The following is a 21032-nucleotide window of genomic DNA, read 5'->3' as shown; positions in this document are numbered from 1 at the left end:
GGCCTCTGACCTGCGGGTTCGTGGTCCGTGGTGGCCCCTCGCCGGCTCGTGAGGCGTGCGTCACACCGCGTGCGTGATGGGGCGATGGGGAAGTGGTGCCCTCGGGCAGATTCGAACTGTCGACACCTAGTGCAGCAGTTCCGAGGTCTGCTCAGCGCTCTCCCGTCGACACACGCATACAGTCAGCGCGTGGAGGAGGCGCAACGCTGGGTCCCGCGCGACGCGGAGCCGAACTCGGACGACGAAGAACCCTGGTGGTTCAGTGGCCTGCTCAAGAGCGCCGGTTTCTTCGTCTTCGGGGCGTTGCTCGGTCTGGTCCTCATCGGGATCGACTACGCCGCCGCGCGGGACGTCCCGCGGGAACGCGCCGAGGTCGTCGCGGTGGAGCTCAGCGGTAGGCAAACGTCATGCGGGCGCGATCTGTTCGACAGCACTGACGAGGAGGTCGCCACGCTGCGGGTGGAATCTCCTCGCCCCGGTCTGCCATCGACCGTGGAGGTCCGCAGCTGTCCTGACAACTACGTCCGCGGGGAGTCGGTGCTCCTGGCGCGGCAGGGAGATGGCGGGACAGACGTGGCGGTGGACCCTCCGAGCGGCGGTGACCTCCTCCCCTTCGCCGTCATGGTGGGGGCGATCACGGCCGCCGCGGCGCTGATGTTCTGGTTCGTCCCCGACGCCGTTCGTCACTGGTGGCAGCGCAGGAACGGGGCGCCGTCCGAGGCTGGTTGAGGGTCCGTGGGCCGGGGGAGTCCTGGTGGTGCCCTCGGCGCGATTCGAACGCGCGACACCCGCTTTAGGAGAGCGGTGCTCTATCCCCTGAGCTACGAGGGCGGGGCGGCACGAGTCTAGGTGAGGGCGGGGGAGTGGCTGCGCCGACGTACGCCCTCGCCGGCCGGATCGGTGACCTGCATCGGTGAGGAAACGTGCGGCAGAGCGCACGGTTCGTCACCGATCCGAGTCACCGATGCAGCCCGTCGCCTGGCCGGGCGGGCGGTGGCGCACCAGGCGCCCCAGAGTAAAGCCGCCGCCGAGGACCGGCAGCGCGCTCGACCGCCCGTGCGCTCGACCGCCCGCGCGGGCGCCGTGGCCTCAACCCTGCGACGCCACCGCGTTCGACTGCTGCACCTGGGCGACCTGTTGGCCCTCCTCGGTCAGGTAGTCCAGCTCGTCGGCGCGTTTCTCGCCGCTGCGCAGGTCGATCTGCTCCTGCAGGTAGCGCAGCAGCACGACCAGCAGCGCCGCGGCCGGCACCGCGAGGAAGGCGCCGATGACGCCGCGCATGCTCGAGCCGACGGTCACGCTGAGGATCACCAGGCCGGGGTGCAGCGACATGGTGCGCGACTGCAGGATCGGCTGCAGCACGTTGCCCTCGATCTGCTGCACCGCGAGCACCAGCAGCAGCACCAGCAGCGCCTTGGTCAGCGAGGTCGAGACCAGTGCCACCAGCACGGCCAGGGCGCCGGCGACCGTGGCACCGACGATCGGGATGAACCCGCCGAAGAAGGTGATCACGGCCAGCGGCAGCCACAGCGGGATGCCGAGGAAGAACAGCCCCAGGCCGATGAAGACCGCGTCGACCAGAGACACCAGCGCCTGCGCGCGGATGAAGCCACCGAGGGTCTTCCACATGCGCGACAGCAGCTCGGTGAGGTGGCCGCCGGCGCGCTCGCCGCACACCCGGCGGGTCCACGGCAGGAACTTCGGGCCGTCCTTGACCATGAAGAACGCCAGGATCAGCGCCAGCACCAGGCTCACCAGCACCGACACGGTCGAGGAGACCCCGCCGAGCACGCCGCTCGCGATCTGGCTGCCGCTCTCGGTCAGCTTGCCGGTGACGGCCTGCACGCCGGAGTCGATGTCCTGCGGGCGGATGTTCAGCGGGGGGCCCTCAAGCCAGTCCTGCACGCGCGTCACACCGGCGCTCGCCTGGCTCGCCAGCTCCGGGGCCTGCGAGGCGACCGAGCGGCCGATCATGGCGCCGGTCGTGAAGATGATGAGGAAGCCCAGCAGCAGCGACAGCGCCGCGGCGAGCGCCGGGGGCACCCCCTTGCTGCGTAGCCAGCGCACCGGCGGCCACAGCACGGTGGCGATCACCAGTCCGAGCAGGATCGGCAGGATCGCGATCCACAGCGGGGCGAGCGCCTTCATGAGCACCCACAGCGAGAGCAGGATGACGGCGATGCGCAGCGCCCAGCTCGCAGTCCACTTCACGCCGTCGCCGATGACGGCGGCGCGGGTGGGCGGCGAGTCGGTCTGCTGCGCGACGGTGCGGCGTGGCATGCGGGACCTCCCGATCAGGTTGCGCCCATCTTCCAGGAGTACGCCCTCCGCGCGCTCGAGGAGGTGCTCGTTCACCCCGTGTCGCCTTCGCGGCACACCTGCGATCGGGTGGGAACCGGTCCTGCACCGCCCGCCGACCCCGGCCGACTAACCTCGGCGGCGTGACCAGCCCCTCGAGCGACGGCATGCGCCCGCAGACCCAGGACGGGTTCGCCGCCGTCCTCGACGGTTGGCGCCGCGAGCTGGTCGAGCTCGGCGGGCGCAACCCGCTGCTGTGGTTCGAGCCGACCCCGTCGGGCTCGCTCGACCTGACCACCGCCCACCCCGCCGGCGTCGCCAAGCTGCTCGCCGGCAACCCCGTCCGGCTCTCCGAGCTGGTGCGCTCGCCCGACGCCTTCGCCGAGTCGCTGCGCCGGGTCCGGGCGATCTGGCGGCACGCCGACCGGCTGGAGCGCGAGCACGGGCTGCGCACGACGTACGTCGCCATGGGACTCGCGTCGTGGGACGTGCCCCCGAGCTATCCCCGCCGGCCGGTCGCCCCCGTGCTGCTGCGCCGGGTCACGCTGCGCCCCACCGACACCCGCGGCGGCGACGTGCTGCTCGACGTCGCCTCCTCCCTGGTCGCCAACCCGGTGCTGCTGGACTACCTGCGCAGCGAGCGCGGCGTCGACATCACCGCCGACTGGTTGGTCGCCGCCGCCGGTCGAGGACACGGTTCGCCCGAGGGCGCCTACGCCTGGCTGCGCTCGCAGTGCGCCGGGCTGCCCGGGTTCGACGTGCGCCCGAGCCTGGTGCTGTCGACCTTCTCCACCGCCAAGGCCCCGATGATCGGCGACCTGGCGAACAACGGCATGACCCTCGCGGCGCACCCGGCCGTCGCGGCGATGATCGGCGACCCCGAGGCCGTCGCCCACGTCGGCGCCACGGCGCCGCCGGCCGAGGCCGACCCCGACCTGGAGCAGGAGCGCATCGTCGTCGACGCCGACGCCAGCCAGCGCGCCGCGATCGACGCCGTCGAGGCCGGCTCGCACCTGCTGCTGAACGGTCCGCCCGGCACGGGCAAGACCCAGACGATCGTCGACCTCATCGCCACGCTGTCCTCGCGCGGCCGCCGCGTGCTGCTCACCTCGCCCAAGCGCATCGCGCTGCAGGACGTCCGGACCCGCCTGGGGGAGCACGGCCTCGCCGAGCTCGTGCTCGACGTGGACCGCGCGACGCCTGCCGACCTGGTCGCCACCATCGACCGGGCGCTCGCCCAGCCGGAGACCGCCCCGGACGCTGCGGACGCTGAGTCGGACACCGCCCCGTCCGACGCCGCCTCGGGCGCGGAGAGCTCCGGCTCCACGCTGAGCGCCGCCCGCGACCGCCTGGCCGAGCACCGCCGCGCCATGCACGAGGCCCGCGAGCCGTGGGGCGTGTCGGCCGACGAGGCGCAGACCCGCATCGCCGAGCTGGCCGCGCTGGAGCACCCGCCGCACTCGCGCGTACGCCTCGTGGGCAGCCGGTTGCACCGCATCCCCGACGAGCGTCGCGGCGAGGTGTCGGAGCGGCTGGTCGAGCTGGCCCGCGCCGGCGCCTGGTCCAGCGAGCCCGGCCCCGACCCGTGGTACGCCGCCCGCGTCGTCGGCGAGGACCAGACCCGGCGCACGCGTGAGCTGGTGCAGCGCCTGTCGGGTGGGGGACTGGCCGAATATCGCTCTCGCGTGGGTGATCTCGCCGCCCAGGTGGGCCTGCGCCGCCCGCGCACGGTGCTCGAGGCCGACGAGCAGCTGGACCTCATGGGCCGGGTCTTCTCGACGCTGGAGATCTTCCGCCCCGAGATCTTCGAGGCGCCGCTCGACCAGCTCGTGCGCGCCACCGCCTCCCGCCGCGAGCGGGCCGAGCAGGAGCGCGGCGACGACGTCGGTCTGCTCGAGCGTCGCCGGCTGCGCACCCAGGCCCGCGACCTGCTGCGGCCCGGCCCGCCGCCCAAGGACCTGCACGGCGTGCTCGTGCTCGCCGCCGCGCAGAAGGCGCAGTGGAACGAGCAGAGCGGCCCGGGCTCGCGCCCCAGCGCACCGGTCGAGGTGCCCGAGGTCGAGCGCGAGCAGGAGACCTTCCGCGAGGAGCTGGAGTGGCTCGGCGCCCGGCTGGAGCCGACGCGCGACGGCGGCGACCTGGTCCGGCTCGACCTGGACGACCTGCAGGCCCGGCTCGACGACCTGGCCGCCCACGACGACCGGCTGACCGCCACGGCCGCGACCGTCACCCGCGTCGACGAGCTGCGCCGCGAGCACCTCGGCCCGCTCGTCGACGACTTCGCGGCGCGCCACCTGCCGGTCGAGCGGGTGCCCGAAGAGCTCGACTTCGTCTGGTGGAGCTCGGTGCTGGACGAGATCAAGACCCGCGACGAGGCGTACGCCCGGCACGACGGCGAGGAGCTGCGCCGCGCCGCCGAGCAGTTCGCCGACGACGACCAGGCCCAGCTGGAGCGGTCGCGGCGGCGGGCGCGCGCCGACTTCGACCGCCAGGTGCGCCGGGTCGCCCAGGACTTCCCCGACCAGGTGCAGCTGCTGCGCGAGCAGGCGGCGCGCGGCGACCAGGCGATGCCGTGGCGCGAGCTGCTGGCGGCCGCGCCGGAGCTGATGACCTCGGTCCGGCCGTGCTGGGCGATGAGCCCGCTGACCGTCGCCGAGCACGTGCCGCCGGGCCTGTGGTTCGACGTGGTCGTGATCGACGAGGCCTCGCTCGTGAGTCCCGCCCAGGCCGTGTCGGCCATCGCCCGCGGCGAGCAGGTCGTGCTCAGCGGCGACCCGCAGCAGCTGCGGCCGCAGCCGTTCACGGTCACCGCCGACGACCAGCGCCCCGCCGCGGTCGGCACCGGCGACTCGGTCATCGACGTGCTCGGCCCGCTGCTGCCGCAGCAGCCGCTGACCTGGCACTACCGCTCCGCCGACGAGCGGCTGGTCTCGTTCGCGAACGCCGAGGTCTACGGCGGCACCCTCGTCACGCTGCCCTCGCCCGGGGCCGAAGAGGTCGTAGCCTTCGAGCGCGTCGACGGCGCGCACGGCGACGGCACGACCAGCCCCGCCGAGGTGCAGCGCGTCGTCGACCTGGTGCTCGCCCAGCTGCGCGAGCACCCCGAGGAGTCGGTCGGCGTCGTCTCGCTCAGCGCCCCGCACGCCGAGCAGGTCGACGCGGCGCTGCGGGCGGCGCTCGATCCGGCCGTCGCCGCCGCGGTGTCGGTGCGCGACGTCACCGACGCCCAGGGCGAGGAGTGGGACGCGGTGATCCTCACCGTCGGCTTCGGCCGGGGCGCCGACGGCGCCGTGACGTACGACGTCGCCGGGCTGGGTGCGCCCGGCGGCGAACGGTTGCTCGCCGTGGCGACCACCCGCGCCCGCCGCCGGCTCACCGTCGTGTCGGCCGTGACGGCCGGTGACCTCGCCCCGAACCGGTTGCGCTCCAAGGGAGCCCAGCTGCTGCGCAGCCTGCTCGCCTCGGTCGGCGGCGACCAGCAGCCGCAGGACCAGGAGGTGCCGCGCGGCGTCGCGCGCATCGGCGGTCGCCGCCGCCGGGTCGCCTCGACCGGCAGCGTGGTCGACCAGCAGGTGGCGCCGCGACCCGCGCAGCGGCCGGTGTCACCGGTCGTCTCCGACCTCGCGAAACGCCTGCGCGACAAGGGACTCGTCGTCAGCACCGGCTACGGCCGGTCGATCCTGCCCATCGACCTGGTCGTGCACGACCCCGCGCACCCGGACGAGCCGATCGTGGCCGTCGAGACCGACGGGCCCGGTTATGCCTCGATCTCCGGCGTGCGCGACCGCGACCGGCTGCGCCCCGACCTGCTGCGCCGCTTCGGATGGGCCTACGAGCGGGTCTGGACCGTCGACGTCTTCCGCGACCCGGCCCGCGACGTCGCCCGCATCCAGAACACGGTGCAGCGGGTGTCGCTGGAGCGGGCCCAGGCCCGGCGACGACGGCGTACGTCGTGAGCGGCGAGCGCCCCGCACGTCGCCACCGCCGCGCGACCCGCGAGGCCACCGGCGGCGTCGAGCAGCGCGGCGGCCGGCCCGACCAGACCAGCGACGACGTGGAGCCCGAGCGGGGTGGCGAGCGCGACGACGAGCGCACCCGCTGGCTGCGCGAGCAGCGTCCGCCGCACTGGGGGCGGTAGGCCCTCCGCAACCACGAAACGGCGGCCCCCTCGGTGAGGGAGCCGCCGTTCGTCAGCGGTGCAGCAGGTCGGTCAGCGGCGGGCGCGCAGCTCGTCGCGGATCTCGGCGAGCAGCTCGAGCTCGGTCGGCTCGATCGGGTCCTCGACGCCGGCCTTGCGGCGCTCCTGCAGCTTGTTCATCGGCAGGATCAGCAGGAAGTAGACGACCGCGGCGGTCATCAGGAAGACGATGAGGGCGTTGACGATCGCGGACAGGTTGACCAGCGTGTTGGCCTGACCCGACTTGATCTCGAACCCCCAGCCCTGGGTGTTCGCGCCGCCGAACGAGTTCAGCAGCGGGGTGATGATGGAGCTGACGAACTTGTCGACGACGTTCGCGAACGCGGAGCCGATGACGACCGCGACGGCGAGCTCGACCACGTTGCCGCGGAAGAGGAACTCCTTGAAGCCCTTCATGGGGTGATTCCTTTGGTCTAGGGGGTGATCGCCCGCGACTGTAGCGATATTTCAGCCCCCCGGGTATGACCAAACCCTGCGCATCTGCGGCGTGTCTGTGCTATTGGCGGGCCAATCATCCGGCGTCCAGCGCCAGGACGACCGGCGCGGTGCCGCCCGGCCCGCCGCTGCGGGCGCTCGCCACCGCCCCGACGTACGTCCGCGGCACCGCCACCAGCACCGACGCCGCGGCCCGTGGTCCGGCCTCGTCGCCGGCGGGCACCACGGCCAGCACCCGCACGCCGCGCGCGGCCGGGGTGCCCTGCTGGTCGAAGACGTCGACCCGGTCGCCGGGGCGCAGCATCTCGGTGAGGGCGGCGTCGTCGGACGGCAGGCTCAGCACCACGTCGCCGGCGGACGTCCCGGGCAGGGTGGCCGGTGTCAGCAGCCGGGCGGTGGTGACCGGCTCGCCGTCGCGGACCGGACCCACCACGCGGCGACCGGCGAGCGAGGCCGCGGTCGGCTGCCCCTCGCCCGCCACCTGCTCGACCAGCCGCGCCGGCCACTGCACCGTCTCGACGTCGTCGGCCCGCAGCAGGTGACCGGCCGGGAGGTCGCGCGCCGCCACCGGCACCGGACGGGTCGGCTCGGGGGCCGGCCGCATCGCCGTCAGCCCCGCCGTGACGGCCAGCGCTGCCAGGGCGGCGGTGAGCACGCGGCGCAGCCGGAGGCGGCGGGTGGCCTCGCGGCGGGAGGGTCTCGATACGGCCCGCTCGTCCCTCGCGGGCCTACTCGACCTGCTTCGAGCGCTCATGGCAGCTCGAACGGCAGGGTCAAGCCGTCGAGCGAGCGGCGGCAGGCGCAGCGGGCGGTGTCGTCGGGCTCCGGCTCGGGCAGCCGCGCGATCGCCACGCGCAGCAGGCCCTTCAGGTCGTCGATCGAGCGCGCGAACTGCTGCAGCACCGCCTCGTGCGTGACCGCCTCCTGCCCCTCGACGCCGGCGTCGTGATCGGTGACCAGGCAGGCGTTGGAGTAGCACATCGCCAGCTCGCGGGCGACGCTCGCCTCGGGCATCGCGGTCATGCCGACGACCGACCAGCCGGCGGCCCGGTGCCACTGCGACTCGGCGCGGCTGGAGAAGCGCGGCCCGTTGATCACGACCAGGGTGCCGCCGTCGACCGCGTCGAGCCGCGACCCCGCGCTCGCCCGCAGCACCGCCGCGCGCCCGCGCGGGCAGTAGGGGTCGGCGAACGCGACGTGCACCACCGGCCCCGGCTCGTCGTAGACCGTGTGCGCCCGCCCCCACGTGCGGTCGACGACCTGGTCGGGCACGACGAGCGTGCCCGGGCCGTGCTCGGGCCGCAGCGACCCCACCGCGCACGGCGCGAGCACCTGGCGCACCCCGAGGCTGCGCAGCGCCCACAGGTTCGCCCGGTAGTTGACCCGGTGCGGCGGGAACACGTGCCCCTGCCCGTGCCGCGCGAGGAAGGCCACCCGCCGCCCGTCGACCTCGCCCACCGCGATCTCGTCGCTGGGGTCGCCGAACGGCGTCTCGACCCGGTGCCGCTCGGGGGAGGACAGGAAGGAGTAGAAACCGGAGCCGCCGATCACGCCGATGTCGGCGAGCGGCTCACGCGTCGGGGCTGCAGCAGCGCTCATGCGGCGAAACTACCGAGGCGGCACCGCGCCCAGCAGGCCGCGCCCCGCCCCTGTGCATCCCGCGCGCCGCGCGCGCAGCCCTGTGGAAAGGACGGCCCCGCTCAGGCAGCCCCGGAGCCGGACGACCCCGACGAGGTGGTCGAGCTCGACCCGGAGTCGCTCTTGCCCTCCGTCTTCTTGGCGCCGGACTTCTCGCCGGACCCGGACTTCTCGCCAGACCCGGACTTCTCGCCCGACCCCGAGCCACCGTCGGACGACGACCCCGACCCCGACGACGAGCCCGAGGATCCCGACCCCGACCGGCTGTCGTTGCGGTAGAACCCCGACCCCTTGAACACCACGCCGACCGAACCCCAGACCTTGCGCAGCTTGCCGCCGCACTCGGGGCACTCGGTGAGCGGGTCGTCGTGGAACGACTGGTACTTCTCGAACTGGTGGCCGCACTCGGTGCAGGCGTAGGGGTAGGTGGGCATCTCGACCTTCGTGGGACGTGCGCGCGAGGCGCTCGAGGAGCAACGGTGCCGGGGCGACGGCACCGGCGCGGGCCCAGGTTACCCCGCGGCTCAGCCCGCGTCGGCGGCGTTCCAGCCGGCCAGGCGCCCCGCGCGACTGACCGCCTGGATGCGCTCCACCACCGCGCCGCGCGCCTCGGCGGTCGCGACGACGAGCACCTGGTCGCCGTGCCGCAGCACGGTGCGCCGGTGCGGCACGAACGAGGTGCCGTCGCGCACCACGAGGGTCATGTCGGCGCCGGGCGGCAGCCGCAGCTCGAACACCTCGACCCCGTGCAGCCGCGACTCCTGCCCGATCGTGACCTGCAGCAGGTTGGCGTCGAGGTCTTCCAGCGGGGTGGCCTCGACCTCGACGTCGTACGTCGGTGCCGCCTGCGCGAGCCCGAGCCGCCGGGTGATCCACGGCAGCGTCGGTGCCTGCACGATCGTGAAGACGATGACCAGCACGAAGATCATGTCGAAGATCCACTCGGTGCCGGGCGTGCCGAGCATCAGCGGGACGGTCGCGAGCACGATGGGCACGGCGCCGCGCAGGCCGGCCCAGGACAGGAACACCTGCTCGCGCCAGGAGTAGCCGAAGGCCGCGACGCTCGCGACGACCGACAGCGGCCGCGCGACCAGCAGCAGCACCGTGCCGAGCACCAGCGCCGGCACCACCTGGGCGAGCAGCCGCTCGGGGAAGGCGAGCAGGCCGAGCATGACGAACAGCCCGATCTGGGCCAGCCAGCCGAACGCCTGGGCGATGCCGCGCACGGCCTGCCGGTGCGGCAGGCGCAGGTTGCCGAGCACCAGCGCACAGACGTAGGTCGCGATGAAGCCGCTGGTGGAGACCAGGTCCGCGACGGCGTACGCCAGCACGGTCACGCCCACCACGGCGATCGAGAACAGGCCGGAGGAGCCCGGGGCGCCCCAGCGCAGCAGCCGGCCGATGAGCTGGCCGAGCACGAACCCGATGAGCGCGCCGCCGGCCAGCTCCAGGATCGCCTCGCCGGCGACGAAGGCCCAGCTGTGCTGCTCGAACCCGGGGGTCGCCTGCGCCGCGAGCGCCACGACCAGCAGCACGACGGGCGCGTCGTTGAAGCCCGACTCGGCCTCGAGCACGCCGCTCAGCCGGGCCGGCAGCGGCACCCGGCGCAGCACCGAGAACACCGCGGCGGCGTCGGTCGAGCTGAGCACCGCGCCGACGAGCAGCGCGACGTTCCACGGCACCCCGAGCAGCAGGTTCGCCGCGACGCCGACGACCAGCACCGACACCACGACGCCGACGGTCGAGAGCATCGCCGCGGCCCCCACCGACCCGCGGATCGCCGACCAGTCGGTGGTGAGCCCGCCCTCGGCGAGGATCAGCACGAGCGCGGCGTAGCCGAGCGCCTGCGCCATCGCCTCGTCGTCGAAGGAGATGCCCAGGCCGCTGCTGCCGAGCGCCATGCCGATGCCGAGGTAGAGCAGCAGCGTCGGCAGCCCCGACCGGTTGGCCAGCCGCACCGCCGCCACGCCGAGCAGCAGCACCACCGAACCGATGAGCAGCAGCGTGGTGAGCCGGTCGGTGATGCCCACGGAGGTGGCCGCGGCGAGCGTGGGCATGGCCGGTCTCCTCTCGCGTGCGGGCGGTGCGGCCTATCTTCGCAGCACGTCCGCGCCGGGTCCGGGGCGCAGCACGATCAGGCCGTACGCCGGCGTCACCACCGCGTCGACCGCCCGGTCGTGCGGGTCGGCCGGCACCGACCCGACCAGCTCGTCGTCGTGCACCACCGCGACCAGCGGGGTCCCGGCGGGCACCCGGGCCAGCGCCCGGTCGTAGCTCCCGCCGCCCTGGCCGAGGCGCATGCCGGTGCGGTCGACCGCCAGGGCGGGCAGGACCACCAGCGCCGCGGCGGCGACCGCGTCGACGCCGAGAGGCTCGGCGGCGCCGGGCTCGCCGCCCGGCGCTCGCTGCCAGTCCAGGTCCTTGTCCGGCAGGAGGAGGGGCAGGAGCAGGTCGAGCCCGCGACGGCGTACGTCGGGGTTGAGGTGGTCGGTCGGCGGCTCGCTCGGCAGCGACGCGAACGACGTGACCCGCGCGCCGGCCGGCAGCCGGTCCAGCACGGGCGCCAGGTGGCCGGTGATCGCCGCCGCCTGGGCCGCCCGCTCGTCGGGGCCGGTCGCCGCACGGCGCGCGGCACGGCGGGCGCGCAGCTCGCGGCGGGCCGCGGGCTTGTCGTCGGGCAGGTGCGGGGTGGGCGGCACGCTGCCAGTCTGCCGGTGCCGGTCCAGCCCCCGGGTGCTGCCGATAGCCTGACCGCCATGACCGCACCGCAGCAGCGAACCCGAGCCCGCAAGGCCGTGATTCCGGCCGCCGGCCTCGGCACCCGTTTCCTCCCGGCGACCAAGGCCATCCCCAAGGAGATGCTGCCGGTCGTCGACAAGCCGGCGATCCAGTACGTCGTCGAGGAAGCCGCGCGCGCCGGTCTCACCAACGTGCTCACCATCACCGGCCGCAACAAGGCCGCCCTCGAGGACCACTTCGACCGGCACTGGGAGCTGGAGCAGGCCCTGGAGAAGAAGGGCGACGACCTGCGCCTGCGCCGCGTGCAGAAGTCGCAGGGCCTCGGCGAGGTGCACTTCGTGCGCCAGGGCGAGCCGCGCGGTCTCGGCCACGCCGTGCTGTGCGCCCGCCCGCACGTCGGCAACGAGCCGTTCGCGGTGCTGCTCGGCGACGACGTGATCGACGACCGCGACCACCTGCTCGAGGAGATGCTGGACGCGCAGCAGACCTACGGCGGCAGCGTCGTGGCGCTGATGGAGGTGCCGCCGGAGCAGATCCACCTCTACGGCGCGGCCGCGGTCGAGCCGATCGACGGCGTCGACCACGTGGTGCGGGTGACCGGTCTGGTCGAGAAGCCCAAGGCCGAGGACGCCCCGAGCAACCTCGCGATCATCGGCCGCTACGTCCTGGACCCCTCGATGTTCGACCTGCTCGAGAAGACCGAGCCCGGTCGCGGCAACGAGATCCAGCTGACCGACGCGCTCGCCGAGGCGGCCCGCCTCGACAAGCCGGGCCAGGGCGTCACCGGCGTGATCTTCCGCGGCCGCCGCTACGACACCGGTGACCGGCTCGACTACCTCAAGGCCATGGTGCGCCTGGCCGTGCGCCACCCCGACCTCGGTGAGGACTTCCGCCAGTGGGTGCGCGACTGGGTCGACACCGAGGAGGGCAAGCACCCCGGGGACGACACCGACTGGTCGGTCACCCCGCACTGATCGAGATGGCCTCGCCAGCACCCGGGTCGAGCAGCCGCGCGAGCGACGAGCGCGGCGGCTCGGGACTCGTCCCCCTCGAGGAGCACCGCGCGGCGATCCTGCGCGCGGTGCGGCCGCTGCCCGCGCGCGAGGTCGCGGCCGTCGACGCGCTCGGTCTCGTGCTGGCCGAGCCGGTGGCGAGCCGGCTCGACCTCCCCTCGTTCACCAACTCGGCGATGGACGGCTATGCCGTGGTCGCCGCCGACCTCGCCGAGGTGCCCGCCAGCCTGCCGGTGCGCGGTGACATCCGCGCGGGCGCGACCGGCGAGCAGCGGATGGCGGCGGGGGAGTGCTGGCGGATCATGACCGGCGCGCCGGTGCCCGCGGGCGCCGACGCGATCGTCCCGGTCGAGCTGACCGACGGCGGCACCACCCAGGTCCAGGTGCGCGAGCAGGTCGAGCCCGGCAACGCCGTACGCCATCAGGGGGAAGACCTGCGCGTCGGCGACCCGCTCGTGCCGGCCGGGTCGCTGCTGCTGGCCCACCACCTGTCGGCCATCGTCGCCGCGGGCGTCGAGACCGTGCAGGCGGTGCCGCGGCCGCGGCTGGCCGTGCTGACCACGGGCGACGAGCTCGTCCCGCCCGGGCAGCCGCTCGCCCCGGGTCAGATCGTCGACAGCAACGGCCCGATGCTGCGTGCGCTCGCGCTGTGCGCCGACGTCGAGGTCGTGGCGGTCGAGCACGTGCGCGACGACGACGACCTGGGGGCGGTCGTCGACCGGCTCGCCGAGAGCGCCGACGCGGTGGTGACCTCGGGCGGGGTGAGCGCCGGGGCGTACGAGCCGGTCAAGGACGCCTACGCCGGGGGCGACGCCGTGCGGTTCGTGTCGGTCGCGATGCAGCCGGGCAAGCCGCAGGGCTTCGGCCTGGTCGGGGGGCGCGGGGTGCCGCTGTTCGCGCTGCCGGGCAACCCGGTGTCCTCGCTGGTGAGCTTCCAGGAGTTCGTGCTGCCGGCGCTGCGCAAGCTGGCCGGGCGCTCGCCCGAGCTGCCGGTGCTGCACGCCCGGGTGGTCGACGGCTGGCGCTCGCCCGCGGGGCGGCTGCAGCTGGCGCGGGTGCGCCTCGCGCGCCGCGACGGCGAGCTGCAGGTGTCGGCGAGCGGCGGCGCGGGCAGCCACATCCTCGGCGGGCTCGCGTCGGCCCAGGCGATCGCGTACGTCCCCGCCGAGCAGACCCGGGTCGAGCCCGGCGAGGTGCTGGCGGTGCGCATGCTGCCCGGCGAGATCGTGCCGGACGAGTGAGGGCGACCGGTGACGACGTGCGGCGAGGGCGTGCGCGAGACGTGGGCCGGCGCCACATGGGCGGTGAGGCGTGATGAGTGAGGTCCCCCGGCTGACCCACGTGCGCGAGGACGGCACGGCCCAGATGGTCGACGTCAGCGCCAAGGCGGTCACCGCCCGCGCGGCCTCCGCGGCCGGGCGGGTGCTGCTGGCCCCGGCCGCGGTCGCCGCGCTGCGCGACGGCACCGTGCCCAAGGGCGACGCGCTCGCGGTCGCGCGCATCGCCGGCATCCAGGCGGCCAAGCGCACCCCCGACCTGGTGCCGCTGGCGCACCCGGTCGCGGTGCACGCGGTCACCGTCGACCTGGCGGTCGCCGACGACGGTGTCGACATCACCGCGCAGGTGCGCACCGCCGACCGCACCGGCATCGAGATGGAGGCGCTCACGTGTGTCTCCGTCGCGGCCCTGGCCCTGGTCGACATGATCAAGGCCGTCGACAAGCACGCGCGCATCACCGACATCCGCGTCACCGCGAAATCCGGTGGGCGCTCTGGGGATTGGAGCGAATCGTGAAGCATGCCGTGGTGATCACCGCGTCCAACCGGGCCGCGGCCGGCACCTACCCCGACCGGGGCGGTCCGATCATCGTCGAGGCCCTGCGCGCCTGGGGCATGGACTGCGGCGAGCCGGTCGTCGTCCCCGACGGCGACCCGGTCGAGCAGGCGCTGCGCGCGGCGGTGGCCGACGGGGCCGACCTGGTGATCACCACCGGCGGCACCGGGCTGAGCCCCACCGACCTCACTCCCGAGGCCACCCGCGCGGTGGTCGACCGCGAGGTGCCCGGCATCCCCGACGCGATGCGCCAGGCCGGCGCGTCGCAGGGCGTCGACACCGCGATGCTCTCCCGTGGGATCGCCGGACTCGCCGGGCGCACCCTCGTCGTCAACCTGCCCGGCTCGCCCGCCGGGGTGCGCGACGGGCTGTCGGTGCTCAAGCCGATCATGGGCCACGCGCTCGACCAGGTCGCCGGCGGCGACCACTGACGGGCGGCGACCCCTGGTGACCGAGTGGCCGGTGCTGCTCGCCGGCGCCGTGGGCGGGCGAGCGGTGCGGCTGCGCCGGCTGCGGCCGTACGCCGACCGCGAGGAGTGGCTGCGGCTGCGCCGCGACAACGCCGCCTGGACCGGCCCGTGGGACTCCACCTCGCCGACCCCCGGCTCGCGGCCGGTGTCGTTCGCCCGGATGGTGCGCGACCAGGAGCGCGAGGCGCGCGCCGAGCGGCTGCTGCCGTTCGCGGTCGAGGTCGACGGACGCCTTGCCGGTCAGATGCACCTGTTCGGCATCACCCGGGGCGCGCTGCAGAGCGCGGCGGCGGGGTACTGGATCGCGCGGCCGCTCGCCGGCCACGGGATCACGCCGTACGCCCTCGCCCTGCTGCTCGACCACGCGCTGGGGCCGATGCAGCTGCACCGGGTCGAGGTCAACATCCGCCCCGACAACGCCGCGAGCCTGCGCGTGGTCAGCAAGCTGGGGATGCGCGACGAGGGCACCCGCCGGGGATACCTGCACATCGCCGGCGCCTGGCACGACCACCGGTCGTTCGCGCTGACCGTCGAGGACCTCGCCGGCGAGCGGGTGGTCGATCGGCTGAAACGCCTTTCACAGGCGCCACTTTGAGCGACACGCGGCACGCCTCCCCGGTCACCTGAGGGCCTCCGCCTACCGTCGGGCGCGTGATGTCGAACGGCCTGATCCTGCTGGTGATCGTGGCGATCTGGGCTGTCTATCTCCTTCAGCACTGGGTGCGCCGTCGCGAGAACCTCGCCACGGCCCGCTCGGTCGACCGGTTCTCCGAGGCGATGCGGGTGCTGGAGCGCCGCCGCACCGAGCCCCGGCCGGTTCCCGCCCCCGTGCGGGCGATGACCGACGACCGCGACGACCGTCCGACCACGCCGACGGTGAGCGTCAAGCCGCCGCGCACCTCTCTCCGGGCAGGAGCAACCATGAAGTACGACGAGCCCAGTTCCCTTGCGGGGCGCCGTGGTTCGGAGCACGCCTCCGACCAGAAGGTGTCGGTGGGCAACCGATTCTTCCGCGCCGCCGGTGCGATGACCCCCGCCCGGCTGAAGGCCGGCGCGCTGCTCGCGGCCGGGGTGTTCTTCGTGGCCTCGGTGCTGCTCACCCCGTTCGGCGTCACGCCCTGGTGGACCCCGCTGCTGGCGCTGGTCGCCGTCGCCGGTGTCGTGGCGTGGCTGCGCAGCTCGGTGATCCGCGACGCGCAGGCCGCGGGCGCCCCGGCCCCGGCCGCCCCGCGCGCCGCCGTGCGCCGCAGCGAGGCCGCGACCGCGGGTCGCGTGCAGCGGCCCCAGGCGCAGCGGTCGCAGGAGCGCCGCCCGCAGGAGCACCGCCCGCAGCCGCGTCGCGAGGCGCCTGCTGCGGCTGGCCTCGAGACGCCCTCCGCCGGCGCTCCGGGCTCCTCGACCGCCGTGGGTGCCGTGGCCGCCGAGGAGACCGTCTACGACGTGACCGCGTTCGACCCGCAGCCCGTGGCGACGCAGGCCGACCAGGCGACGCAGGCCGACCAGCCGGTGGCCGAGCAGGCCGACCAGTCCCAGCAGGTCGTCGAGCCGGGTGGCTGGGCGCCGGTCGCGGTGCCGCCGCCGACGTACACGCTCAAGGCGCGGGTCGACCGCCCGCTGCCCGAGCCCGCCGCCACCGTCGACGCCGAGCCGCCGGCGCAGCAGTCGGCTGCCCAGCGCTACGCCGACACCCCGGTCGAGGACCTGCCGTTCGACGGCATGGCGCTGGATGAGGACCTCGAGGACCTTCCGCCGGTCCACCGCGCCGGCTGAGCGGCGACGCTTCTTCGGCCACATCCTGGGGGCCGGTTCCACGTCCGGCGTGCGCTGCGTCGTCGGTCACTGGGTGACGACCCCGTTCGGCCCGTTCGCCGACGTGATGGTCGAGGACGACGAGGGCTGGCGCACCCTGCTCGCGCCGACCGACGAGATCGCCGAGTTCGTCTGCGGCACCTATGAGTTCGACGAGGTCGTGATCGCGCCGGTCGAGGTCGACGCACCCGGCCGCGACGGGGTCGTCACCGGCCCCGGCCGCTGGTCGGTGCGCACCCCCGACCTCGCGCTCGACCTGCAGGTCGCCGGCCGCCCGCTGCTCGGGCAGGCGCTGCGGCTCCTGCCGCTCGCGGCCGCCGCCTCACCCGTCTGCTGCCGCGCCGTCGACCCGGTCGCGCGGCTCGTGCTCCCCGGCGTGCGCACCTACGGCACGGCCCTCGCCGGCCGGCACGAGGCGTACGGCGCGCTCGACCTGCACCGCGTCGTCGACCTGCGCGGCAGCTGGCGCGGCCGCAGCCTCGGCGTGCTGACGCCGGTCGAGCCACCGGTGCGGTTCGGGTTCAGCTCCACCCCGGCGACGCCCGCCTGCGTGCGGGTCGTGACGACCATCGACGAGCAGGCCGACGCCAAGCCGGTCGAGTAGGCCGGAGCGCTGGCGGAGGCCGTATCGAGACCTGGCGGGTGGTCTCGATACGCGCTCGTTCCTCGCGCTACTCGACCGGCTTGGAGTGCGCTACTCGACCGGCTCGGTGCCGTGCTCGGCGAGCAGCACGTCGCTGGCCTTCTCGCTGACCAGGTAGACCGCCGAGGCGATGAAGAAGCCCGGGATGTCGGGGAAGACCGACGCGTCGACCACCCGCAGCCCCTCGACCCCGCGCACCCGGAAGTCGCCGTCGAGCACCGCCCCGGGGTCGTCGTCGCGGCCGATCTTGGCGGTGCCGCACGCGTGGTGGCCCCACGCGTGGTCGCGCACGAACTCGCCCAGCGCCCGGCGATCGCGCACGTCGTCGCCGGGCAGCAGCTCGCGGCTCACCTCGACCTGCTCCAGGTGGCGCACCACGTCGCGGGCCAGCTCGATGCCGTCGACCACGCCGTCGAGGTCGGCCTCCCAGCCGGGCGAGCCCTCCTCGAAGTAGCGGAACCGGATGTCGGGCACCTCGCGCGGGTCGGCCGAGCGCAGCGTGACCGTGCCCGCGCGGTTGGTCGTGTGCCCCTTGAGCACGAGCAGCGACAGCCGGTCGTGCGCGGCGACGGCGTCGCGGGCGTAGCCGGGGTAGTAGCCGTGGAAGTCGATCGGCAGGGAGAACACGATGAGGTCGGAGGCCTCGCCCGCCACCGACGAGCGCGCGATGATCGCGGCCAGCGACCCGTTGGTGGAGTAGGGCCCGCCCGCGTCGTCGGCCCACTCCTGGAAGAGCGCGTCGCCCTGCTCGCCGTCCGCCGGCACGTCCAGCGCGGAGCCGGCGAACAGCGGATAGTCCTGTGCCAGCTCGTAGTTCACCGACACCTCGTAGCGGTCGTGCAGGTTCGCGCCGACGCCGGGGGCGTCCAGGCGCACGTCGATGCCGTGCTGCTCCAGCTGCTCGCGGGGCCCTATGCCGGAGAGCATGAGCAGCTGCGGGGTGTTGTACGCCCCGCCCGCCAGCACGACCTCCTTGCGGGCGCGCACGACCGACCGGGCCGGCTCGGCGGGTGCGTCGGAGGAGCCGGGGGCGGCGGCGTACAGGTCCGGGCCGGTGAGGACCTCCACGCCCACGGCCCGGTCGCCCTCGAAGACCACCCGGGTCGCCAGCGCGCCGAGACGCACCTGCAGCCGGTCGCCCGCCTCGCGCTGGGCCTGCTGCACCCGCTCGCGGCTGCCGTTGCGGTGGCCGTCGCGCACGGCGACGGGGATGAACGACATGCCCTCGAAGTCCTGCGGGGTGTCGCGGGCGTTGGCGTCGCGGGGGAGCGGGACCTCCTCGGGGATGCCGAAGCGGTCGCGCGCGGTGCGCTCCATCGCGCCGATGATGTCGAGGAACATCGGCTCGCGGCCGCCGACCTGCGGGTTGGCGCGGGTGGTCCCGAGCCAGCCGTCGGTGCCGTGCGCCGCCTTGCGGTCGCGGGCGGCCTCGTCGTCGCTGGGCAGCGGCTCGGCGTCGACCCCGCGCCAGGCCTCGAGCCGGTGGAACAGCTCGCGCATCGGGTCCGCGCCCCAGCTCGGGTCACCGGTGAGCTCGGCGAGCCGGTCCCAGTCGCTCGGGTGCGGATAGATGGTGACCAGCGCGCTGACCGCGGTGCTGCCGCCGAGGGTCGAGCCGCGCGGATAGAGCACCCCGCCGCGGTCGGGGACGTCCTTGGGGTCGCGGCGCTGCTGGCGCTCGTCGTCGTAGTGCTGGACGAAGAAGTCCCACCGCAGCGCGGGGTCCTCGCTGGCGTACGCCTGCATGATCGGGATCGAGTAGTACGGGCAGCCGTGGTCGCCTCCGGCCTCGAGCAGCAGCACCGAGTGGCCGGCGAGGGCGAGGTTCGCGGCGAGCGGACCGCCGCCGGCGCCCGACCCGACCACGACGAAGTCGAACTCCTGGGTGTCGGTGGTCATCGCGCTCAGCCGTGGATCTTGCTCATCCAGTCCCGGGGGACGCGATCGGCCGGGGCCGGAACCCCTTGCGCCTCAGGGTGACTCGTGGGCGGCGCGAGCTCCGGGCCGGTGCCGACGGCACCATCGCGGAAGTCGAAGAACCAGTCCTCGCCCGGCTCGAAGCTGGCGATGATCGGGTGGCCGGTCGCCTCGTAGTGGTGCGTCGCGTGCTGACTCGGGGAGGTGTCGCAGCAGCCGACGTGGCCGCAGGCGGCGCAGCGGCGCAGGTGCACCCACCAGCCGTCGGCGGTGGCGAGGCACTCCTGGCACCCCTCGCCGCTCGGGGCGGCGGCGGGGTCGATCTCGGGGGTGGCGTCGTTGCCGGTGGAGGTCATGGGCTCGACGCTACCCGCGGTCGGAGGACAAAGATGCTGGGCGGCGCGAGGCGCCGCCCAGCATCGTGACCCGAACGCTCGTCAGGACACGTCGACGAAGATCGGGTTGGAGTAGAACCACAGGTCGCCCCAGGGCGACTCCTGCCCGTCGGCGGCCGGCTCCATCTCGTCGGTGCTCGTGCCACGCACCCGGATGTAGCCCTTGGTGGTGACGTCGCGCAGGGTGTGGCGGATGACGTACTGCTTGCCCTGGCGGCGGAAGTCGCTCTTGCCGTAGCGCGCGACGACCTTGGTGGTCGGGTTCTTCGCGGCCTCGCGGTCGGACACCGGGCCGGTGACCTCGCCGGTGATGATGTCGACGCGGTTGACCACGGGGCGGTCGCCGTTGCCGTTGGGCGTCGTGCGCGGGGTGAAGCGCACCTCGACGGTCACGTCGCCGCCGCGGCCGCGCTTGACCTGGACCGTCTGGCCCACGGTGGCGGCGCGCCCGGCGCTGGCGGCCGAGAAGTCGAGGCCGTCGATCAGGTCACCGGTCGTGACGAAGATCCGGCCGTTGCGCAGCCCGTCCATGATGTCGGCGTAGTCCTGGCGGGCGTTGACGTAGGTCTTGGAGTACTCGCCCGGCCAGAAGTCGGAGCCGCCGCGGGTCCAGTGCACGTGCGAGTCCGACGTCGCGGTGATCCACCACTTGCGGCCCTCGCCGAGAAGGCTGTCCCACAGGCCGCCGACGACCGCGGTCATCTGGTCGTAGCCGCCGTGCGTGGGGTAGTTGCCGTACGACCCGCGCGCCTCGTTGACCAGCGGCCCGGCCTGGTGGCCCGGGGCGCCCTCGAAACCGATGTAGACGTCGGGGGCGGCGTCCTGGTTGTTGCGGAACTCGCCCGGGGTGTCCTGGCCCCACACGCCGAGGCCCTTCGCCGAGCGCGACGCGTGGTGGGCGATCACCAGCGGCTTGGCGGACATGCCCTGGGTGTAGCGCAGGAACTCGACCATCTTGGCCTCGGTGTCGCGGCTCGGGTCGGTCGGGAAGGCGTCGTACTTCGCGTAGCGCGACTCCAGGTCGTACAGCAGCTGGGCCTCGTCGGACCGGCGCGGGATCATCAGCGTGTGGTGGTCCATCTGGGGCGCGTCGAACTCCATGCCCCAGAACTGCAGGACCTCCGGCACCAGGTCGCGCGACTTCAGCAGGTCGGGGTAGGCCAGCTCGAGGTTGACCTTGGAGTGGGTCGGGCCGCCGTGGTCGGTGCACATCACCCACTGCAGGCCGAAGCTCTTGGCCATGATCGCGTTGGTGACGATCGGGTAGACCGCGTCGGCGCCCTTGGCGAACGTCGGCGGGTTGGTGCTGGTGTCGAACCGGCCGGAGTACTCCGAGTGGATGTGGTGGTCGCCGGCGCGCCAGGAGCGACCGCCGGTGCGACCAGACGGGCCCTTGCCGTTGCCCTTCGCGGACGCGGCGGGTGTGGCGAGCACCGCGGGGGCCGCGGCGAGGGTGGCGCCGACCCCGCCGTACTTCAGCAGCTGGCGGCGCGAGGGCACGACGGCTTCCGGGTCGGCCGGGTCCATCGCGTCCCAGCTGTCGTGCGGGTGGTCGTGCTCGTGGTCGTGGTGGTGGCCCATGGCTGCGGCTCCTGACGCGTGGCTGGCTGGGGGCGCCACCATCCAACGGAGCCAACCCTGCGA

20 protein-coding genes and 1 tRNA gene are annotated in these 21032 nt (G+C 74.3%); 10 read left to right on the top strand and 11 right to left on the bottom strand.

Going from position 1 to position 21032, the window contains the following annotated elements; genetic code table 11:
* The first annotated feature begins 189 nt into the window (after positions 1-189).
* Positions 190-729 carry a hypothetical protein gene (locus FB554_RS12410; RefSeq protein ID WP_142006518.1) on the top strand — a complete coding sequence of 180 codons (540 nt, stop codon included), beginning with the start codon at positions 190-192 and terminating at the stop codon, positions 727-729.
* A gap of 26 nt (positions 730-755) precedes the next feature.
* On the opposite strand, the gene FB554_RS12405 is transcribed toward FB554_RS12410, so the two are convergent.
* Both FB554_RS12405 and FB554_RS12400 read right to left on the bottom strand, forming a co-directional pair.
* Positions 756-831 (bottom strand) — tRNA-Arg (locus tag FB554_RS12405).
* A gap of 258 nt (positions 832-1089) precedes the next feature.
* Positions 1090-2280: an AI-2E family transporter gene (locus FB554_RS12400; protein WP_142006516.1), complete on the bottom strand. Its 1191-nt coding sequence runs from the start codon at positions 2278-2280 to the stop codon at positions 1090-1092.
* A gap of 161 nt (positions 2281-2441) precedes the next feature.
* Here FB554_RS12400 and FB554_RS12395 point away from each other — a divergent pair, with 161 nt between their 5' ends.
* Entirely contained in the window at positions 2442-6254 is a 3813-nt protein-coding gene (locus FB554_RS12395; protein ID WP_142006514.1) for an AAA domain-containing protein, read from the top strand.
* The gene (locus FB554_RS12390) at positions 6251-6436 is read left to right on the top strand and encodes a hypothetical protein (RefSeq protein ID WP_142006512.1); all 186 of its coding nucleotides are present in this window, start codon (positions 6251-6253) and stop codon (positions 6434-6436) included. Before FB554_RS12395 ends, FB554_RS12390 begins: the two co-directional genes overlap by 4 nt.
* Positions 6437-6508: 72 nt before the next feature.
* On the opposite strand, the gene mscL is transcribed toward FB554_RS12390, so the two are convergent.
* The 6 genes from mscL to FB554_RS12360 form a co-directional block, all read right to left on the bottom strand.
* Positions 6509-6892 (bottom strand): large conductance mechanosensitive channel protein MscL, encoded by a 384-nt coding sequence (gene mscL, locus FB554_RS12385; RefSeq protein ID WP_142006510.1) that lies wholly within the window; start codon positions 6890-6892, stop codon positions 6509-6511.
* 115 nt (positions 6893-7007) lie between these two features.
* Positions 7008-7586, bottom strand: a complete 579-nt coding sequence (locus FB554_RS12380) for an SAF domain-containing protein (RefSeq protein WP_170206872.1) — start codon at positions 7584-7586, stop codon at positions 7008-7010.
* A gap of 95 nt (positions 7587-7681) precedes the next feature.
* Positions 7682-8530 carry an S-methyl-5'-thioadenosine phosphorylase gene (locus tag FB554_RS12375; protein WP_142006506.1) on the bottom strand — a complete coding sequence of 283 codons (849 nt, stop codon included), beginning with the start codon at positions 8528-8530 and terminating at the stop codon, positions 7682-7684.
* 101 nt (positions 8531-8631) lie between these two features.
* Positions 8632-9003 (bottom strand): FmdB family zinc ribbon protein, encoded by a 372-nt coding sequence (locus tag FB554_RS12370; protein ID WP_142006504.1) that lies wholly within the window; start codon positions 9001-9003, stop codon positions 8632-8634.
* Positions 9004-9093: 90 nt separating this feature from the next.
* Positions 9094-10626, bottom strand: a complete 1533-nt coding sequence (locus FB554_RS12365) for a potassium/proton antiporter (RefSeq protein ID WP_142006501.1) — start codon at positions 10624-10626, stop codon at positions 9094-9096.
* A gap of 33 nt (positions 10627-10659) precedes the next feature.
* Entirely contained in the window at positions 10660-11268 is a 609-nt protein-coding gene (locus tag FB554_RS12360) for a 5-formyltetrahydrofolate cyclo-ligase (RefSeq protein ID WP_211344598.1), read from the bottom strand.
* A gap of 57 nt (positions 11269-11325) precedes the next feature.
* Between FB554_RS12360 and galU the strand changes: the two genes are divergently transcribed.
* The 7 genes from galU (at position 11326) to FB554_RS12325 (ending at position 17037) form a co-directional block, all read left to right on the top strand.
* On the top strand, positions 11326-12282 hold the full coding sequence (gene galU / locus FB554_RS12355) for a UTP--glucose-1-phosphate uridylyltransferase GalU (RefSeq protein ID WP_142006499.1): 957 nt from the start codon (positions 11326-11328) through the stop codon (positions 12280-12282).
* 5 nt (positions 12283-12287) lie between these two features.
* Positions 12288-13562 (top strand): molybdopterin molybdotransferase MoeA, encoded by a 1275-nt coding sequence (locus FB554_RS12350; protein WP_142006497.1) that lies wholly within the window; start codon positions 12288-12290, stop codon positions 13560-13562.
* Between the two features lie 73 nt (positions 13563-13635).
* Positions 13636-14115 (top strand): cyclic pyranopterin monophosphate synthase MoaC, encoded by a 480-nt coding sequence (gene moaC, locus FB554_RS12345; RefSeq protein ID WP_142006495.1) that lies wholly within the window; start codon positions 13636-13638, stop codon positions 14113-14115.
* Positions 14112-14585 carry a MogA/MoaB family molybdenum cofactor biosynthesis protein gene (locus tag FB554_RS12340; RefSeq protein ID WP_338070567.1) on the top strand — a complete coding sequence of 158 codons (474 nt, stop codon included), beginning with the start codon at positions 14112-14114 and terminating at the stop codon, positions 14583-14585. Before moaC ends, FB554_RS12340 begins: the two co-directional genes overlap by 4 nt.
* Positions 14586-14601: 16 nt before the next feature.
* Positions 14602-15219: a GNAT family N-acetyltransferase gene (locus tag FB554_RS12335; RefSeq protein WP_236022385.1), complete on the top strand. Its 618-nt coding sequence runs from the start codon at positions 14602-14604 to the stop codon at positions 15217-15219.
* A gap of 56 nt (positions 15220-15275) precedes the next feature.
* Positions 15276-16394 (top strand): hypothetical protein, encoded by a 1119-nt coding sequence (locus tag FB554_RS12330; RefSeq protein ID WP_142006493.1) that lies wholly within the window; start codon positions 15276-15278, stop codon positions 16392-16394.
* Positions 16351-17037: a hypothetical protein gene (locus FB554_RS12325; RefSeq protein WP_142006491.1), complete on the top strand. Its 687-nt coding sequence runs from the start codon at positions 16351-16353 to the stop codon at positions 17035-17037. The genes FB554_RS12330 and FB554_RS12325 overlap by 44 nt, the downstream gene beginning before the upstream one ends.
* 90 nt (positions 17038-17127) lie before the next feature.
* Here the strand turns inward: FB554_RS12325 and FB554_RS12320 are convergent, their stop codons facing one another.
* From FB554_RS12320 to FB554_RS12310, 3 genes are all read right to left on the bottom strand, one after another.
* Positions 17128-18975: a GMC family oxidoreductase gene (locus FB554_RS12320; RefSeq protein WP_142006489.1), complete on the bottom strand. Its 1848-nt coding sequence runs from the start codon at positions 18973-18975 to the stop codon at positions 17128-17130.
* Between the two features lie 5 nt (positions 18976-18980).
* The gene (locus FB554_RS12315) at positions 18981-19349 is read right to left on the bottom strand and encodes a UBP-type zinc finger domain-containing protein (protein WP_142006487.1); all 369 of its coding nucleotides are present in this window, start codon (positions 19347-19349) and stop codon (positions 18981-18983) included.
* 81 nt (positions 19350-19430) lie between these two features.
* Positions 19431-20969: a CehA/McbA family metallohydrolase domain-containing protein gene (locus tag FB554_RS12310; protein ID WP_211344597.1), complete on the bottom strand. Its 1539-nt coding sequence runs from the start codon at positions 20967-20969 to the stop codon at positions 19431-19433.
* Positions 20970-21032 lie beyond the last annotated feature (63 nt).

It is taken from the genome of Barrientosiimonas humi (genome assembly GCF_006716095.1).
In the GTDB taxonomy this organism is placed as follows: domain Bacteria; phylum Actinomycetota; class Actinomycetes; order Actinomycetales; family Dermatophilaceae; genus Barrientosiimonas; species Barrientosiimonas humi.
Note: the sequence above shows the minus strand (reverse complement) of the source record. Positions and strands in the feature narration are given on the sequence as shown.

Bases quoted from the DNA above. Each gene is read 5' to 3' on its own strand.
- FB554_RS12400 (WP_142006516.1), bottom strand. From the start codon at position 2,280: ATGCCACGCCGCACCGTCGCGCAGCAGACCGACTCGCCGCCCACCCGC.
- mscL (WP_142006510.1), bottom strand. From the start codon at position 6,892: ATGAAGGGCTTCAAGGAGTTCCTCTTCCGCGGCAACGTGGTCGAGCTC.
- FB554_RS12375 (WP_142006506.1), bottom strand. From the start codon at position 8,530: ATGAGCGCTGCTGCAGCCCCGACGCGTGAGCCGCTCGCCGACATCGGC.
- FB554_RS12370 (WP_142006504.1), bottom strand. From the start codon at position 9,003: ATGCCCACCTACCCCTACGCCTGCACCGAGTGCGGCCACCAGTTCGAG.
- FB554_RS12365 (WP_142006501.1), bottom strand. From the start codon at position 10,626: ATGCCCACGCTCGCCGCGGCCACCTCCGTGGGCATCACCGACCGGCTC.
- galU (WP_142006499.1), top strand. From the start codon at position 11,326: ATGACCGCACCGCAGCAGCGAACCCGAGCCCGCAAGGCCGTGATTCCG.
- FB554_RS12350 (WP_142006497.1), top strand. From the start codon at position 12,288: ATGGCCTCGCCAGCACCCGGGTCGAGCAGCCGCGCGAGCGACGAGCGC.
- moaC (WP_142006495.1), top strand. From the start codon at position 13,636: ATGAGTGAGGTCCCCCGGCTGACCCACGTGCGCGAGGACGGCACGGCC.
- FB554_RS12325 (WP_142006491.1), top strand. From the start codon at position 16,351: ATGAGGACCTCGAGGACCTTCCGCCGGTCCACCGCGCCGGCTGAGCGG.
- FB554_RS12320 (WP_142006489.1), bottom strand. From the start codon at position 18,975: ATGACCACCGACACCCAGGAGTTCGACTTCGTCGTGGTCGGGTCGGGC.
- FB554_RS12315 (WP_142006487.1), bottom strand. From the start codon at position 19,349: ATGACCTCCACCGGCAACGACGCCACCCCCGAGATCGACCCCGCCGCC.
- FB554_RS12310 (WP_211344597.1), bottom strand. From the start codon at position 20,969: ATGGGCCACCACCACGACCACGAGCACGACCACCCGCACGACAGCTGG.